This is a genomic window from Phycicoccus sp. 3266 (assembly GCF_031456495.1).
Classification (GTDB): domain Bacteria; phylum Actinomycetota; class Actinomycetes; order Actinomycetales; family Dermatophilaceae; genus Pedococcus.
Genome location: NZ_JAVDUW010000001.1, coordinates 1,133,571 through 1,148,861 on the forward strand (window position 1 = coordinate 1,133,571; position 15,291 = coordinate 1,148,861).

The 15,291-nt window shown below is 72.5% G+C and carries 16 protein-coding genes and 1 tRNA gene; 3 read left to right on the forward strand and 14 right to left on the reverse strand.

Annotated elements, in window-relative coordinates:
• Positions 1 to 1,131: 1,131 nt before the first annotated feature.
• Genes J2X64_RS05360 through J2X64_RS05380 form a run of 5 tightly spaced genes read right to left on the reverse strand, consistent with a single transcriptional unit; the run spans position 1,132 to position 6,073 of the window.
• Positions 1,132 to 2,088 (reverse strand): siderophore-interacting protein, encoded by a 957-nt coding sequence (locus tag J2X64_RS05360; RefSeq protein ID WP_310150692.1) that lies wholly within the window; start codon positions 2,086 to 2,088, stop codon positions 1,132 to 1,134.
• On the reverse strand, positions 2,085 to 2,969 hold the full coding sequence (locus tag J2X64_RS05365; protein WP_310150696.1) for an ABC transporter ATP-binding protein: 885 nt from the start codon (positions 2,967 to 2,969) through the stop codon (positions 2,085 to 2,087). Before J2X64_RS05365 ends, J2X64_RS05360 begins: the two co-directional genes overlap by 4 nt.
• Position 2,970: 1 nt before the next feature.
• On the reverse strand, positions 2,971 to 4,011 hold the full coding sequence (locus J2X64_RS05370; RefSeq protein WP_397444016.1) for a FecCD family ABC transporter permease: 1,041 nt from the start codon (positions 4,009 to 4,011) through the stop codon (positions 2,971 to 2,973).
• Positions 4,008 to 5,030, reverse strand: coding sequence for an iron ABC transporter permease (locus J2X64_RS05375; protein ID WP_310150699.1), 1,023 nt, complete (start codon positions 5,028 to 5,030; stop codon positions 4,008 to 4,010). Before J2X64_RS05375 ends, J2X64_RS05370 begins: the two co-directional genes overlap by 4 nt.
• Entirely contained in the window at positions 5,030 to 6,073 is a 1,044-nt protein-coding gene (locus tag J2X64_RS05380; protein ID WP_310153131.1) for an iron-siderophore ABC transporter substrate-binding protein, read from the reverse strand. Before J2X64_RS05380 ends, J2X64_RS05375 begins: the two co-directional genes overlap by 1 nt.
• A 448-nt stretch (positions 6,074 to 6,521) precedes the next feature.
• Between J2X64_RS05380 and J2X64_RS05385 the strand changes: the two genes are divergently transcribed.
• Positions 6,522 to 6,701: a hypothetical protein gene (locus J2X64_RS05385; protein ID WP_310150701.1), complete on the forward strand. Its 180-nt coding sequence runs from the start codon at positions 6,522 to 6,524 to the stop codon at positions 6,699 to 6,701.
• 426 nt (positions 6,702 to 7,127) lie between these two features.
• Here the strand turns inward: J2X64_RS05385 and J2X64_RS05390 are convergent.
• The 3 genes from J2X64_RS05390 to J2X64_RS05400 all read right to left on the reverse strand — a co-directional run bounded on the left by J2X64_RS05390 (position 7,128) and on the right by J2X64_RS05400 (position 8,690).
• Positions 7,128 to 7,200 (reverse strand) — tRNA-Ala (locus tag J2X64_RS05390).
• A 162-nt stretch (positions 7,201 to 7,362) separates the two neighbouring features.
• Positions 7,363 to 8,181, reverse strand: coding sequence for a zf-HC2 domain-containing protein (locus tag J2X64_RS05395; protein ID WP_310150704.1), 819 nt, complete (start codon positions 8,179 to 8,181; stop codon positions 7,363 to 7,365).
• A complete protein-coding gene (locus tag J2X64_RS05400) occupies positions 8,178 to 8,690 on the reverse strand; it encodes a sigma-70 family RNA polymerase sigma factor (RefSeq protein ID WP_310150707.1) in 513 nt (170 codons plus the stop codon). The genes J2X64_RS05395 and J2X64_RS05400 overlap by 4 nt, the downstream gene beginning before the upstream one ends.
• A gap of 118 nt (positions 8,691 to 8,808) precedes the next feature.
• On the opposite strand from J2X64_RS05400, the gene J2X64_RS05405 reads away from it, so the two are divergent.
• Positions 8,809 to 9,255, forward strand: coding sequence for a DUF2231 domain-containing protein (locus J2X64_RS05405; RefSeq protein WP_310150709.1), 447 nt, complete (start codon positions 8,809 to 8,811; stop codon positions 9,253 to 9,255).
• A 97-nt stretch (positions 9,256 to 9,352) separates the two neighbouring features.
• Here the strand turns inward: J2X64_RS05405 and J2X64_RS05410 are convergent, their stop codons facing one another.
• The 6 genes from J2X64_RS05410 to J2X64_RS05435 form a co-directional block, all read right to left on the reverse strand.
• A complete protein-coding gene (locus tag J2X64_RS05410) occupies positions 9,353 to 10,114 on the reverse strand; it encodes a hypothetical protein (protein WP_310150712.1) in 762 nt (253 codons plus the stop codon).
• A gap of 300 nt (positions 10,115 to 10,414) precedes the next feature.
• Entirely contained in the window at positions 10,415 to 11,095 is a 681-nt protein-coding gene (locus J2X64_RS05415; protein ID WP_310150714.1) for a GNAT family protein, read from the reverse strand.
• Complete coding sequence (locus J2X64_RS05420) at positions 11,095 to 11,592, reverse strand: MogA/MoaB family molybdenum cofactor biosynthesis protein (protein WP_310150717.1); 498 nt, start codon at positions 11,590 to 11,592, stop codon at positions 11,095 to 11,097. Before J2X64_RS05420 ends, J2X64_RS05415 begins: the two co-directional genes overlap by 1 nt.
• Positions 11,589 to 12,068: a cyclic pyranopterin monophosphate synthase MoaC gene (moaC, locus tag J2X64_RS05425; RefSeq protein ID WP_310150720.1), complete on the reverse strand. Its 480-nt coding sequence runs from the start codon at positions 12,066 to 12,068 to the stop codon at positions 11,589 to 11,591. The genes J2X64_RS05420 and moaC overlap by 4 nt, the downstream gene beginning before the upstream one ends.
• 14 nt (positions 12,069 to 12,082) lie before the next feature.
• Positions 12,083 to 13,303, reverse strand: coding sequence for a gephyrin-like molybdotransferase Glp (gene glp, locus J2X64_RS05430; protein WP_310150722.1), 1,221 nt, complete (start codon positions 13,301 to 13,303; stop codon positions 12,083 to 12,085).
• A complete protein-coding gene (locus J2X64_RS05435) occupies positions 13,300 to 14,712 on the reverse strand; it encodes a UTP--glucose-1-phosphate uridylyltransferase (RefSeq protein ID WP_310150724.1) in 1,413 nt (470 codons plus the stop codon). Before J2X64_RS05435 ends, glp begins: the two co-directional genes overlap by 4 nt.
• 29 nt (positions 14,713 to 14,741) lie before the next feature.
• Between J2X64_RS05435 and J2X64_RS05440 the strand changes: the two genes are divergently transcribed.
• A complete protein-coding gene (locus tag J2X64_RS05440) occupies positions 14,742 to 15,287 on the forward strand; it encodes a 5-formyltetrahydrofolate cyclo-ligase (RefSeq protein ID WP_310150727.1) in 546 nt (181 codons plus the stop codon).
• The last annotated feature ends 4 nt before the right edge of the window (positions 15,288 to 15,291 follow it).

Below are 15,291 nucleotides of genomic sequence, written 5' to 3' on the forward strand. Positions count from 1 at the left end.
CCAACGAGCAGGTCCGACCCCAAGTACATGTGAACAGGCTACGGCGAGCGCTCACCACGTGTGAAATTCCACCGCGAACGGCTGGTGGCGCGCCTCCACCGAACGGCAGGTATGAGGCTCTCACCGACCGCGTATCGATCAGGTGCTCGGCCGTCGTGCTGAAGTCATCCCAACCATGGGACTGCCCTCCCGGCTCAATGCAACACTCGTCCGCGCCCCACGGCAAAGTCCAAGGCGCTCCACCCCGATGGGCCGCCTCCAGGGGCGCCGTCGGTCACGTCGAGGGCCCTGAGCATCGCGCCGCGGTGACGACCGTCAACGTCGACCCGACGAGCAGGCCGCCCAACAGCAGCACAACAACTCCCCCGAATTGTGCTCCCTTGTGCTCCCACATCTCAGACGCGGCGACCGCATAGCAAGACACCCTGTCCATCCTTTGACGTTTCCGCAGGTCGGACAGGATGCCGATGAGTGGAGCTGAGGGGATTCGAACCCCTGACCTTCTCATAGCGAAGGCCTGCAGGCCTTTAACAGCAATGGCATTCGTGCTCTGGCTCGTACGGTTGACCTCGGCTTGGGTGCGCCCGCTGAAGGCTGGGGGCACGCCGGGGGCACACGCGTTCGGCCATGGCCAGGGAGAGCCGGCGACCCGATGGCGGAGCAGTGGAGGTCGGCCGTCGAGTCGGTCAAGGTCGCCCTGATTGCGGGCGGTGTTGTGGCGGTACACGGAGTGTGCACCGTGACCGGGCTGGGGCTGCGGCCTTGACGGGCTCGCCGGCACCGGCCGGATGCTGCGGAGTCGGGTCGGCGGCTAGGTGGTGACAAGTGCCTCGGACTGGTTGCGGGGCACTTCTTGCTGTGGCCGGCGGGCAGCGGAACCGGCCGCGCCCGGAACGGCCGCCAGGCCGCATGCCCGACACGGCCGGGGCCGCAGGCCCCGGCCCGCGGCGAAGCCGCGCTTGAACCAGTAAGGAAAGTCCTCACCAACTCGTGCAATGCATGCGTTTCCAAGCTCAGGCACTGCTTGGCGACCTGGGTCAGCGAGCCAAAATAGGGGACTGAGGTCAGGAGTGGCCGACCACTCGCCTCGGTCACCCACGTGTTCACCAGGAGTGGGTTAGCTGAAACGGATCAGCTGGACTCGGCCCGCCCCTCGCGCCAGTAGCCCATGAAGGCGACTTGCGTGCGGTCGACGCCCAGGTCGCCCACCAGCAGGCGACGCAGGTCGCGGACAGCGGAGGCCTCACCCGCAACCCACGCGTAGCAGTCGGCGGCCCGAACGCCTTCCGCTGTCTCCCAGAGGATCTCGCGGTCGATATCGACCTCGGTCAGCTCGGTCGTGGTGGGCGGGACCGCTCCGGCGTGGTCTGCCATCACCTCGAGCAGCGCCGCCCGCAGCGCCTCCCCGCGCGGACGACAGCCCCGGGCGAGCCAGCGCACCTCCACCTCACCGCGGGCGACGGCCGGGGCGTCGACGGTGAGGACGTCGGCAGCCGAGGGCACCTCGAGGAGGGCGTGCCCGGCATACCCCCTAGGGAGAGAATCGAGGATCGAGCCGATGGCAGGCACCGCGGTCTCGTCGCCGGCCAGCACCACCCGCACGGGAGCCGCGGCGCCGGGCGCCGGCGGCTGCCACTCGATGCCGGCATATGCCGTGGTGCCGGCATGCGGGCCGATGACGGTCAGCCGCTGGCCGACCTTAGCCTGGGCCGCCCAGCCGGAGCCCGGGCCAGCGTGGCCACCGTCGCCGTGCAGGACGAAGTCGATGTCAAGCTGCGGGTCTGCCGCGGCGACGCGGGCTGCCCGCACCGTGTAGGTGCGCATGGACCCGCGCACCGACGGGTCGAAGGCCAGCCACCGCTGGTACCAGCCGGGCGAGAGGTCGGAGAGGTCGGGCAGCGCTGCTCCCGGAGCGGGGAACATGAGCTTGACGCGCAGGTCGCGCGGCCCGAGTGGCCCGCCGTCCCCGAACCGCGAGAGGCAGTCGCCGCCGAAGGTGACGCGGACCATCGACGGGCCGAGCCGCCGCACGCCGACGACCTCGACGTCGAAGGCGAGCATGGTCGGCGGTGCGGCGGTGATCGTCATCGCAGGGCTCCTGTCGGGGACGGGCTGGTGGTGGGTGCGACGTACGACCGGCGACGCCCGATGGGCACGACCATCGGGGTGCCGGCCACGGGGTCCGGCACGACGCGGCAGTCCATGGCGAAGACGTCGCGCACGAGCTGCTCGGTGACGACCTCCGCGGGCGGGCCGGCAGCGACGACCCGGCCGTCCCGCATCGCCACGAGGTGGTCGGCGTAGCGCGCTGCGAGGTTGAGCTCGTGCAGGACGAGCACCACCGTCGTGCCCCGCGCGTGGTTGAGGTCGCTGAGCAGGTCGAGCACCTCGACCTGGTGCGCGACGTCGAGGAAGGTGGTCGGCTCGTCGAGCAGCAGGAGGTCGGTCTGCTGGGCCAGGGCCATGGCGATCCAGACCCGCTGGCGCTGGCCGCCGGAGAGCTCGTCGACGCTGCGCTCGGCCAGCTCAGTGGTGTCGGTGACTGCAAGCGCTTCGGTGACGGCGTGCTCGTCCTCCGCCGTCCACCGGCGGAACCAGCCCTGGTGCGGGTAGCGACCCCTCCCGACGAGGTCGGCGACGGTGATGCCCTCGGGCGCGACCGGCGACTGCGGCAGCATGCCGAGCACCGCGGCGACCTCCTTGGTCGGTCGCTCGTGGATGGACCGGCCGTCGAGGAGCACGGACCCCGACTCGGGTTGCAGGACCCGGGCCAGGCCGCGCAGCAACGTCGACTTGCCGCAGGCGTTCGCCCCGACGACGGCGGTGACGGCTCCCGTGGGCACCTCGAGGCTGAGTCCGTCGACGACCCGGCGCCCGTCGTAGGCGAGCGAGAGGTCACGGGTCTCCAGGGTGTGGTGCACCCTGGCCGCTTCGTCGTGGTGTGAGGGCGCGGTGGGGATCGGTGCCATCTCAGCCTCCTCGGCCGACTCGGTGGGCCGTGACGAGCAGCCACAGCAGGAACGGGCCGCCGAGCAGCCCTGTGACCACCCCGACGGGCAGGGCGCTGCCAGGCACGGCGTTGACGGCGGTGAACTCGGCGGCGAGCACGACCAGCGCCCCGACGAGCGCGGCCACCGGCAGGGTCGCCCGTCCCCTGAGCAGGCGCCGGGCGATCGGACCCGACAGGAAGGCCACGAAGGCGACCGGCCCCGCCGCAGCGGTCCCCGCGGCGGCCAGTGCCGTGCCCGCCAGGAGTAGGAGCAGCCTGCCGCGCCACGGGTGGACGCCCAGGCCCACGGCGGCCTCCTCCCCCAGCTCGAGGACGGGCAGCCGGCGGGCGGCGACCGCCACCACTGGCAGGAGCACGATCAGCAGGAGTCCGAGCGTTCGCACGCGCGCCCAGGTGGCGTTGTTCAGCGAGCCATTGAGCCACACCAGCGCTTCCGCCGCGACGTGGATGTCGGTGCGGGTCAGCACCCACGACGTGAGCGCCTGCAGGGCGGCAGCCAAGCCGATGCCGACCAGGATGAGGCGGTGCCCGGCCAGGTCGCCGCGCCGCGAGACCAGCACGATCACCAGGGCGGCCAGGAGCGAGCCCACCATCGAGAAGCCCTGCAGCGCCAGCCCGCCCACGCCGAAGAAGGCGATCCCCACCACGGCCGCGGCGCTGGCGCCCATGCTGATGCCGATGACGTCCGGGCTGGCGAGTGGGTTGCGCAGCAGCGTCTGGAACACCGCCCCCGCGACACCGAAGGCGGCCCCCACCAGCACGGCGAGCACGGCCTGCGGCAGCTTGTTCTCGAGCAGGATGAAGCTGGCGCCCGGGATCGTCTTACCTGAGACGATCCGCAGGAAGTCGGGGATCGTCACGGTGTAGCTGCCCAACAGCACGTTGACCGTGAAGAGCCCAACGACGGCGACGGCGAGCCCTCCGAGCACCAGAGAGGTGTGCCGCTGCGCCCGGATGCGCGCCTGTCGCACCACGGGCGCTGCGACCGTCACGACGCTCACAGCGCGGCCACACGGCGCCGGGCCACCAGGGCGATGAAGACCGGGGCGCCGACGACCGCGGTCATGATGCCCGCCTGCACCTCGCTCGGTGGGGCGACGACCCGACCTGCCACGTCGGCGGCCAGCAGGAGCGCCGGCGCCAGCAGAGCCGACAGCGGCAGGAGCCAGCGGTGGTCGCCGCCCACGAGCGCACGGACCATGTGCGGGACGACGAGGCCGACGAAGGCGATCGGACCGGCCAGCGCGGTAGCGCTGCCGACCAGCACCACCACGCCGGCGGCAGTCACCGCGCGGGTGAGGGCGACGCGCTGGCCGAGTCCGCGAGCGAGGTCGTCGCCGAGGGCGAGCCCGTTGAGCCAGCGGCCCGACCCGACCACCACGAGTGCCCCGACGACCGCGAAGGGCAGGACGGTGCGCAGCTCCGCCGGCGTGGCACCGCTCAGCGACCCGACCTGCCAGAAGCGGAACTGGTCGAGGGTCTGCTGACTCAGCACGAGGAGGGCGTTCATCACCGAGGCCAGCACCGCGCTCAGCGCCGCGCCCGCCAGCGCGAGCTTCACCGGAGTGGCGCCCTCGCGCCCGAGGCTCGCCACGGCATACGCCACGACCGCCGCCGCGGCGGCGCCGGCGAACGCGAACCAGAGGTAGCCCGCCGGGCTGGCGATGCCGAAGAGGAACAGGGCAACGACGATCGCCAGCGCCGCCCCGGCGTTGACGCCCAGGATGCCGGGGTCGGCCAACGGGTTGCGCGTCACTCCCTGCATGGCGGCGCCGGCAAGGCCGAGGGCGGTGCCGGCGAGGAGCCCGGTGAGGGTGCGCGGCACCCGCGACTGCACGACAAGGTGGTCACCGAGCGACGGGTCGAAACCGGACAACGCGTCGAACAGCGTCGACCACCCCACCGGGCGGGCGCCGACCGCGAGGGACAGCACGCAGGCCGTGGCGAGCAGTACTGCCCCGGCGACGACGACCGCCGCCGGGGGCAGCGCCCGACGCCTCGTCCTTGGACCTGACGCCATCAGGCCTTGTCGGCCGCGGCGGCCAGCTGGGGCAGGAAGCGGTCGAGGGCCCACGGCAAACTCAGCGGGCTGGCCGCGGAGACGCTCAGCGTCAGGGTCTCGTCGGGGTCGGCTACTAGGGCGCCGCGCTTGACCGCCGGGATCTGGCCCAGCAGCGGGTCCTTCACGATCGCGTCCCTGGTCGTCGCGCTGGGCACCCAGGTGACGAAGACGTCGGACTCGAGCTCGTCGGCGCGCTCCTCCGACCACGTCAGGTAGAAGTCCTTGGTGTTCTCCTTGACGACTGGGGCCTGCTTCATGCCGATCTGGGTGAGGAAGCGGGGTCGGTTGTCCTGGCTGGTGTAGATGTTGATGCCGCTGCCGCGGGTGGGCTCGAGGTTGCCGTAGATGAAGGTCTTGCCCTTGATCTGCGGGTACTTCGCGGCCTGCTCGCTGATGGTCTTCTCGGTGTCGGTCACCAGCTTCTGTGCGGCGTCGCTCCTGCCGAGGGCCTGGCCGATGAGGCGGGTGCTCTCCTGCCAGGGCGTGCCGTAGGCGACCTCGGGGTAGGCCACGACCGGGGCGATCTTCGAGAGCTTGTCGTACTCCTCCTTGGTCAGGCCGGAGTAGGCGGCCAGGATGACCTCGGGCGTGGTCTTGGCGATCTCGGTGTAGTTGATGCCGTCGGCTTCGGAATACTGCGCTGGCGCCTTGTCGGTGCCCAGCGCAGCGCCGGCCTTCTCCAGAGCTGCGTCCTTCCACGGGGTGGAAGCCTTGTCGTTGGCGCCCCATTCGTCCTTGGGCATGCCCACCGGCACGACACCGAGGGCGAGAGCGACGTCGGCGTTCACCCACGAGACGGTGGCGACCCGCTCGGGCCGCTCCTCGATGGTCGTCTCGCCGAAGGCGTGCTTCACGGTGACCGGGAAGGCGTCGGCGGCGACCGCCTCTGCGCGAGGAGTGTCATCGCCGGCTTCGGTGGCCGGGCCCGTCGAGCAGGCGGTCAGGGCGAGCAGGGCGGTGGCGGCCACGGAGGCGAGCGCGCGGAGGCGGAGGGACACGATTGCTCCTGCATGTTAGGTGAGCCTTACTTAGGCTTGCCTAACCTATGCGCGATCTCCCTACTGCGCAAACCACCGAATGGGGCATCAACACCCACTGCCGCTCCCGGGGCAGCGATAGCCGGTGCATCGACCCGACGGCGGTGGGAGCGTCCTATCGACTGAGCCGGCTGCCCGCCTGCCATGGCACGCGGTGGACAGCGTCCAGACGACCGCCGAAGGGTCAAGATCGGGTCAAGAGAACCTGACAAGTCGTGACAAGTAGTGGACTAGCACGAACCTCGCTTGCAATCGTCGAGGTGTCGACCACGCGGTCGTCTACCGGCAAAGCAGGACCACAACTCGCTGCGAGACAAGGGATTTATGACTTCACAGATGTTGGCAGCTCCCTGCGGTCGTCCTGCTGCGTCTCTGCGGCACACCACCCAACAGCAGCTAGACGCTGGACCGAATGCAGGTGCACGGGGCACTACGACCCGACGCTGACACCGAACGTCTGGCCACCGGCCTCATGGCTGCGCTGCAGGGCGGCTACCTACTCTCCCAGGCCGCGCAGAATGCCCTGCCGATGGCGGCATCCCTCAACATGGCGCTGGAGCACGTTGGCACGTACGCCGAGAAGTCCGCCTGATTCCGGCAGGTCGAACGAAGGCTCTGCGGCCTCCGATCCTCATCACCCAGCAGGTCAAACGTGCACCAGCCAACAGCGCCGCCAGGTCGCTGCGCCACTCGGGTTCAGCCTCATATCTGCCGGTCCCACTGAGCACATGTTGCACGAGATGTCGCACACGACCTCGGATGCCGCCCCTGACCTGCGCACCGACCCATGTCTGAACGCGGATTGGTCAGGGCGCCTGCGGCACGCGCGCACAGTCCGGCAAGGGTGGACGTTCGGGCGCCGTCACGCAGAGTTAGACGCGCATGTCGCTGCATGGAGAGGCATGGAGTGCATCCGACTGCGTGTGCCACACCGGGGGCACACGCCAGAGGGTCACATAACAAGACGCCCTGTCCATCCTGACGATGATTACGCAGGTCAGCCGGGGTTCTCTCGGGGTGGAGCTGAGGGGATTCGAACCCCTGACCTTCTCATTGCGAACGAGACGCGCTACCAACTGCGCCACAGCCCCTTGATGCGGACGAAACTGTAACACCAGCCCGGCACCGGAGAAAAAACGACCCGCCACCGTCGCGGCCGGCGTTCGCGGACCGTGTGTCGGGGGCCGGACTGTGCGTTGCCCCAGCCTGCGGGACAACGCACAGTCCCCCAGAGACGACAGCCGGCCCAGCCCTCAGCTGAGCCGCGCCCGCATCACCGTGGCCCCGTCCGTGACACGTCGGATCTCCACGGCGCCGATGCTGGCGACCGGCAGGTCCGAGCGACCCACGGGCCGCATCACCCGGTCCGGCCGCGCGGTCCAGGCGTGCAGCTCGGTGGCCGAGCCGGAGCGGTCGACGACCCAGATCGCGTACGCGACGCCGTCCTCACCCTGGTACCTGCCGTCCGTGCCGCCGGAGGTGGAGCCCCCGGAGGAGCGCGCGTACTGGCACTCGACCCGCAGCTCCGTGCCCGAGGCGACCGGCACCACGTCGACCACCGCCGTCATGAGCGACGGCTGCACCGGGGAGAAGGCCAGCCGCGCGGCGCCCACGCCGCCGGCCCCACCGCCCCCACCGGTCGAGGTCGCCGTCGCCACCGGCCCTGGCGCACGGTCCCCGAGGACGGCGGACACGGCATACCCGCCCAGTGCGCCGACCAGCACGGCAGCGGCGAGGCCGAGCGCCACCCACCGCGGGGCACGCGCGGTCTTCGGCAGCGAGCGCGGCAGCCCAGGACGTCGCACGACGGGCGGCACCGCCTCCCGCGGCAGGACCGGCATGAGCGAGGGCGGCGGCTCGGGCCACGACCCGCTCTCGACCTCGTCCAGCGCGAGCGCCTCGCCCGGGGGCAGCTGGGCGAGCAGCCCGGGCACCCCCGCGAGGTCGGCCACCGCGGCCTGGCACCGCGGGCACCCGGCCAGGTGCGCCTCGTACTCCACGCGCTCGGGACCGCTCAGGGCGCCCAGGACATAGGCGGCGTCCCACTCGGCGTATGCGTCGGGGCCGCTCACGAGCCGGTCACCCCCTTCTCCTGCAGCACCAGCCGCAGGCTCCGGAGCCCGTAGTGGAGGCGGGACTTCACGGTGCCCTCGGGCACCCGCAGCTCGGCGGCGATCTCCGCCACGCTCCTTCCCTCGTAGTAGGCGGCCGTGATGACCTGGCGGTGGTCCCGGGACAGACGGGCGAGCCCGTCGGCGACCAGCCAGCGGTCCAGCACCTCGCCCGTGCGGTCGGCCTCACCCGGGTCGAGCAGGTCGGCGCCGGTCAGCTCGTGCCGCGCGGCGGCACTGCGCCACCGGTCCACCACGAGGTGGCGCACGACGGTAAAGAGCCACGCCCGCGACTGCGGTTCGGTGCGCCCGAGCAGGCCCGGGTCACGCCAGGCCCGCAGCAAGGCCTCCTGCACGAGGTCCTCGGCGACCTGCGGGTCACGGGTCAGCCGCAGCGCGAACCGCCACAGCTCGGCGGCGTGCCGGTCGTGCAGGCCCTGCAGCGCGGTCTCCCGCTGGTCCGGTTCCACCGCCTCTCCTTCACCCTCGCCTCGATTGTCGTGGTGGTGCCCCGCGCTGGGAAGGACGAGACAGGAGCACTGCTGGTTCACCGGTGAACCGAATCGTCCCGCGCCACGTTCCCCCGGCATGGAGATCAACGGCCTGCCGGCGCACCCCCTCCTCGTCCACCTCGTCGTCGTGCTCCTGCCGCTCAGCGCAGCAGGCGGCGTCATGGTCAGCATCTGGCCGGCAGCGCAGCGCAAGCTCGGTCTCCTCGTGCCGCTCGGAGCCCTCGTCGGCATGCTCGCCGTGCCGCTGACCACCCGAGCCGGGCGCGACCTCGCCCGCCACTTCGGCAACCCACCGTTCATCGCCCAGCACCAGAGCTACGGCAACCAGGTCCTGCCGTGGGCGATCGCCCTCGCCGCGACCACGGTGCTGCAGTGGCTCGTGCTGCGCCGGCCGAGGACGACCACCTCCACGGCGCTGCGGGTGGCGATGGGACTGGCCGTGGTCGTCAGCGCGGTCGGCACCGTCGTCATCGTCGCGCTCACCGGGGACTCCGGGGCGCGCGCCGTGTGGGGCAACCGGTAGGCCAGCGACTCCCGGGCGTGCACGTGGCCGTCGGCCTCCGCGTCACGCGCCGGCCGACCGCAGGCGCCGGGCAGTCCGTCAGGCGCCGGGCAGTCCGTCAGGCGCCGGCGGCGCGACGGACCGGCTGCTCGTCCTCGACGGGCGCGTACTCGGTGTCCGCGTCACCGACGAGGTCGGCCGAGGTGGGTGCGGGCCGGGTGACCCGGGCCTTCATCGTGTAGGTCGGGCGCGGTACCGGCACCGGGTCCCAGGTCAGCGGGATGTCGTCCTCGTCGACCAGCGGCCGGGCCGGGACGACGAGCTCCTCGACCGGCGGTGCGGCCGGGACGGCGTGGCCGGACCGGGTCGTGTGGGCGGCCTCGACCGCCTGGACGTCGTACAGCTCGGACCCGCGGGCGGCCGGGTGTTCGTCGCTGCGGTCGGCGTGCGCCGCAACGGTGCCATCCACCGCAACCGACGGCGCGTCCACGGTCTCGTCGCCCTCGTGGCGGACGGGCTCCGCGACCGCAGCCACGGACTCCCCGTACCAGGCGGCGGCGGGCTCGGACTGGCGCCGCGCAGCGACGCGCTCGGGGGCGGACCGGCCGACAGACGCGTCGGCCGCGCGCCGCTGCGGACGGCCGGTGGTGCGGCGGGCGCGCTGCTCGGCCCGCGCCGAGGCGCGTACCCACGCGAACGAGCCGGCGATCGACAGCACCGGGACCAGCAGGGTCCACAGCGGCAGCAGCGACAGCGCGAGGAGGGGAAGGGTGACGACGGCCGTGGAGAGCGCACCGAGCATCACCAGGCCGCGGGTGCGCTGGGCGGACGTGGCGGGACGAGCGGCAGGCTCGCCCTCGCGGGAACGGCCTGACGCCACGTCGTCGGCGGGGCCTGAGGACGCCGGCACCTGGGCGGTCGCCGCCCGCCGCAGGAGCAGCTGGCTGTAGGCCGCGTGGCCGTGGTGGCCGGCGCGTCCGAGCCGCCGGCAGCGCCCGTCACGGGCTGCGGGTTCCGGCGCTCGAGGACACGCATCGACTCGGAGAACTGGTCGACCGACTGGGCCGTCGCGAGGTGCTCGCGCCGACGCACCCAGTACTGGATGAAGTAGGCAGCCCAGACCCCGATGATGACCACGAAGATGAGACTGCTGAGACCGCCTGGCTGCACGGAGAAGACGTTAGGTCTCGCTCGGCTCCCCTCCGGGGAGGTGGGGCGGTGTGTCGCCAATGTGGCGGATGTGATCAGTGTGAAAACGCTCGACGTAGCGCTCGAGGAGGGTGTGGCCGCCGAGGTCCTCGGTGGTCAGCGCGAAGGTCCGGTGGTCGCGCCAGGACCCCGAGATGTGCAGGTATGCCGCGCGCGTCCCCTCGTCGCGGAACCCCAGCTTGCGCACGACGGCCAGGCTGCGGGCGTTCTCCGGGCGGATGTTCACCTCGACCCGGTGCAGCCCCATGGTCAGCATGGCGTGGTCGCCCGCGAGCGCCAGTGCCGTCGGCGCGACGCCGGACCCGGCCACACGCTCGTCGACCCAGTAGCCCGCGGCAGCGGAGAGCAGCGAGCCCCAGGCGATCCCGAAGAGGACCACCTGCCCCACGAGACGGCCATCGAGCCGGATCGTGAGCGGCACCATGCGCCCGGCCCGGGCCTCGCCGTTGTAGTGGCGCACCAGCCCGGAGAAGGAGACCCGCTGCGGCTCGGCCTCCGGCGAGGTCGCCTCCCAGGGCCCCAGCCAGTCACGGTTCCGGGACCGGACCTCGACCCACTCGTGCTTGTCCCGGCGGCGCAGGGCGTCCAGCACGAGCGCCTGGCCGCCGGGCGTCTGGCCGTGCAGCTCGACGGGCCAGGCCGAGCGCGACATCAGTGGTCGCCGCCCCGGACCTGCGACACCGCGTGCGGCACCACGGGCTCGAGCACCTCGAGCGCGTCGCGGACCCCGCCGCTCGAGCCCGGCAGGTTGACGACGAGCGTCGGCCCGGCGAGCCCGGCGACTCCGCGGGACAGCATGGCGGTGGGCACACCCTTGGCGACGCCGGCTGCCCGGATGGCCTCGGCGATGCCCGGCACCTCGCGGTCGAGCACGGCTCGCGTGGCCTCCGGGGTGCCGTCCGTCGGAGAGAGGCCCGTCCCGCCGGTGGTGACGACCACGTCGGCGCCGGACGACAGGGCCGCCAAGAGCGCCTCGGCGACCTCGGGTCCGTCGGGCACGACCGTCGGGTCTGCCACCTCGAACCCCCACTGGCGCAACGCCTCCACGACCAGCGGGCCACCGCGGTCCGGGTAGACGCCGCCGGCGGCTCGGGTCGAGCACGTGATGACGACGGCCCGTCCGAGCGGCTCGGCTGCCTGCTCGCTCATGCCTCCTCCACCCAGTCGCCCGAGCGACCCCCGGACTTGGCCGTCACCCGGACGTCGGTGATCCGCGCGTGCTTGTCCACGGCCTTGACCATGTCGATGAGGGCCAGTGCGCCGACGGCGACCGCGGTCAGCGCCTCCATCTCGATCCCCGTGCGGTCGGCGGTGCGCACCGTCGCGACGATGTCGACGCCGTCGTCCGCCACGGACAGGTCCACCTCGACCGCGTGCACGGCGATGGGGTGAGCGAGCGGGATGAGCTCGGGGGTTCGCTTGACCGCCTGGATGCCCGCGATCCGCGCCACGGCGAGCGCGTCCCCCTTGGGCACCTCACCGTCACGCAGGGCCGCGACCGCAGGGGCCGACAGCAGGACGCGCCCCGCGGCACTGGCCGAGCGGGCCGTCACGGCCTTGGCGGACACGTCGACCATGTGGGCCGACCCGTCCGCGCGGACGTGCGTCAGCCCGGGGCCCGACACGGCCGGCTCCTGGCTCACAGCCCCTCCCGGCCGAGCAGCGGCAGGCACTCGATCGCCTCGCCCGCCTGCACGGAGGTGACGTCCTCGGGGATGACGGCCAGGGCGTCGGCCGCGGCCAGGGCGCCGAGCATGTGCGAGCCCTGCCCGCCCGCCAGGCGCGCGGAGTCGCCGTCGAGGACGACCCGCAGGAACTCCATCTTCCCGGGGACCGACGTGAACGGCTCGGCCGCCACGGCCGGCACGTAGCCCGGCGGGTAGGACGGCTCGGGCCGGCCGGCCATCGCCCGCAGCGCCGGCGCGACGAAGACGTGGAAGGACACCAGGGCGCTGACCGGGTTGCCGGGCAGGGTGAACACCGGCACCTGCTCGTCGCCGAGCAGCCCGAACCCCTGGGGCATCCCGGGGCGCATCGCGACCTTGTCGAACTGCACGGTGCCGACCCGCGACAGCACCTCCTTGACCGTGTCGAACGCGCCCATCGACACCCCGCCGGTCGTGATGATCGCGTCGGCGCGGACCAGCTGGCCCTCGAGGGTGTCCATGAGCTCGCGCGCGTCGTCCCGCACCCCCCCGACGCGGAACGGCGTCGCCCCTACGGCCGTCACCGCCGCCGAGATCATCACGGAGTTGGAGTCGACGATCTGCCCGAAGCCCGGGGTCGACCCGACCTGCACCAGCTCGTCACCCGTCGACAGGACGACCACCCGCGGTCGCGGCACCACCCGGAGCCGGGCGATGCCGGCCGCCGCCAGCAGGGCGATCTGGCCGGGGCCGAGCAGCGTCCCGCGCCGGAGCACGACGTCACCCGCCTCGACGTCCTCGCCGGCCTCGCGCACGTGCTGGCCGACCACGGACCGCTGGCGGACCTGCACGCGGACGACGCCGCCGTCGGTCGCCTCGACGGGGACGACCGCGTCGGCCCCGCGTGGCATCGGGGCGCCGGTCATGATGCGCATGGTCTGGCCCTGCGCGAGCGAGAGCGCGTGGGTGTTGCCGGCCGCGATGTCGTTGACCACGGGCAGGACGACCGGGTCCTCGGCGGTCGCGGACGCCACGTCGGCGGCGTGCACGGCATACCCGTCCATCGCGGAGTTGGTGAAGCCCGGCAGCGAGCCGCGGGCGGTGATGTCCTCCGCCAGGACGGTCCCCTGGGCGTCGAGCACCCCGAGCTCGAAGGGGCGGATCACTGTGACGGTGCGCATGATCCGCGACAGGTGCTGCTCGACCGAGATCACCGGCCGACCTCCGCCGGCGACTCCTCGAGGCTGTCGTGCAGGACGGTGTCGTCGGCGATGGTCCGCGGCTCGTCCGCCTCGACGACGACGTCGCCCACGCAGCGCACGCCGGCCCCGAACGTCACGTCGCCGTGCACGACGAGCGAGGTGCACTCGCGCAGCGACGGTGCCCCCGCCGGGAACCGCTCGTCGAAGTCGTCGATCAGCGTGTAGTGGTCGTCGAGGTCGACGCGGGGGTCGCGACGGTCGGTCTGCGCCACCACGCGGGACAGCTCGTCGAACGCGAACAGGTCCGAGCGCAGCAGCAGCAGCTCGTTCGTCGTCTTCACCGGGCGGAACCGGCTGCGCGGGATCCGCAGCGCGCGCGACCCGGCGAACACCTCGATGGCCGTCCCCATCGCCGACTCGATCTGGATCACCGGCGTCGAGTCCTTGCGGCTGGGGTCGACGGTCTTGCGGTTGACGATGATCGGCAGGCCGAGCACGCCGTCGCTGTCGGTGAGACGGGCGTCGAGCGCGTCGAGGTCGACCCACAGGTTGTTGGCGTGGAACAAGGGGTGGCGCTCGGTGTCCTGGAAGAAGCGGTCGTCCTCCTCGGAGACCATCGACCGCTCGCGCAGCACGATCCGGCCGTCGGAGCGGCGGATCGCCAGGTGGCCGCCCTTGCGGTCGTTGGCGGTGCGGTCGCACACCTCAGACACGTACGGGATGCCCTCGCGCGCCATCCACACCGGCACGGTCGGGTCGCACGTCGCACCCAGGTTGTCCGAGTTGGAGAGGAAGACGTAGCGGAAGCCCTTGTCCCGCAACGCCTGCAGCACTCCGCTCGCGAGCATCGCGACGTAGACGTCACCGTGGCCGGGCGGGCACCACTCGAGCTCGGGGTCGTCGGGCCACTCCACGGGGGTGAGGTCGTCGGCCCGCAGCTTCGGCTCGGCGTTCTGCAGGAAGTCCAGCGGCAGGCCCTCGACCTCGAGCTCCGGGTAGGCCGCGAGCGCCTCGAGCGAGGCGTCCCGCGTGCGGAACGAGTTCATGAGCAGCAGCGGCACCTCGACGCCGTACTCCTCGCGCAGCGCCAGCACCTGGCGCGCGATCACGTCGAGGAACGTGCGGCCGTCGCGGACCTCGAGCAGCGACTTCGGGCCGGACAGCCCCATGCTCGTCCCGAGCCCGCCGTTGAGCTTGACCACCGCCGTCCGCGACAGCGCCTCGCGCCGTTCGTCCTGCGTCGCCTGCAGCTGCTCGAGCGAGGTCACCTCGCTCAGCGGCTCGATGTCGGACTCGGCGATCAGGCCGCTCGTGCCCTGCTCGAGCTGCTCGTAGTAGTGGGAGAAGACGCGGATCGCGCGCTCGTCGACCCCGCGCTCCTCCAGCCGCTCCACGGCCGCTGCCAGACCAGATTGGCTCATGCCAGCCACCCTAGTGCGACGATCAGGGCATGGCTGGTGCGACCAAGGACGCCGAGCGCCGCCGCCTCGCGGCGCTGCGGCGCGAACGGGTGCCCGGGCGCGACCGGGCCAAGGACGCCGAGTCCCTCGAGCTCGGCGCCCTCGAGGTGGCGTATGCCGAGGGGCTGGGTCCCGGGGACTGGGTCGCGGCGTACGAGTCGCTGGCGAGCGAGCCACCCACTCAGTCCCTCATCGCGGCCCTCACGGCGCGGGGCATCCGCGTCATGGTCCCGGTGACGCTGCCGGACTGGGACCTCGACTGGCGCGAGGCCGGGGACGAGCGGCTGCTCGGCCGCGACGCGGTCGCGGACGCCCGGGTGGTCTTCCTGCCCGCGCAGGCGGTCGACCGGCACGGCACGCGGCTCGGGCGGGGCAAGGGCTGCTACGACCGCGCGCTGGCCCGCACCACTGCCCGGACCGTCGCCCTCGTCCACCCGTGGGAGGTGCTCGAGGAGGCGCTGCCGGCCGAGCCGCACGACCACCCGGTCGATGCGGCCCTCACCGCCGAGCAGGGCCTGGTCCGCCTGACCGGCTGACCGC

Bases quoted from the DNA above. Each gene is read 5' to 3' on its own strand.
- J2X64_RS05360 (WP_310150692.1), bottom strand. From the start codon at position 2,088: ATGACGATCACCGCCGCACCGCCGACCATGCTCGCCTTCGACGTCGAG.
- J2X64_RS05365 (WP_310150696.1), bottom strand. From the start codon at position 2,969: ATGGCACCGATCCCCACCGCGCCCTCACACCACGACGAAGCGGCCAGG.
- J2X64_RS05375 (WP_310150699.1), bottom strand. From the start codon at position 5,030: ATGGCGTCAGGTCCAAGGACGAGGCGTCGGGCGCTGCCCCCGGCGGCG.
- J2X64_RS05385 (WP_310150701.1), top strand. From the start codon at position 6,522: ATGCAGGTGCACGGGGCACTACGACCCGACGCTGACACCGAACGTCTG.
- J2X64_RS05405 (WP_310150709.1), top strand. From the start codon at position 8,809: ATGGAGATCAACGGCCTGCCGGCGCACCCCCTCCTCGTCCACCTCGTC.
- J2X64_RS05415 (WP_310150714.1), bottom strand. From the start codon at position 11,095: ATGTCGCGCTCGGCCTGGCCCGTCGAGCTGCACGGCCAGACGCCCGGC.
- J2X64_RS05420 (WP_310150717.1), bottom strand. From the start codon at position 11,592: ATGAGCGAGCAGGCAGCCGAGCCGCTCGGACGGGCCGTCGTCATCACG.
- J2X64_RS05435 (WP_310150724.1), bottom strand. From the start codon at position 14,712: ATGAGCCAATCTGGTCTGGCAGCGGCCGTGGAGCGGCTGGAGGAGCGC.
- J2X64_RS05440 (WP_310150727.1), top strand. From the start codon at position 14,742: ATGGCTGGTGCGACCAAGGACGCCGAGCGCCGCCGCCTCGCGGCGCTG.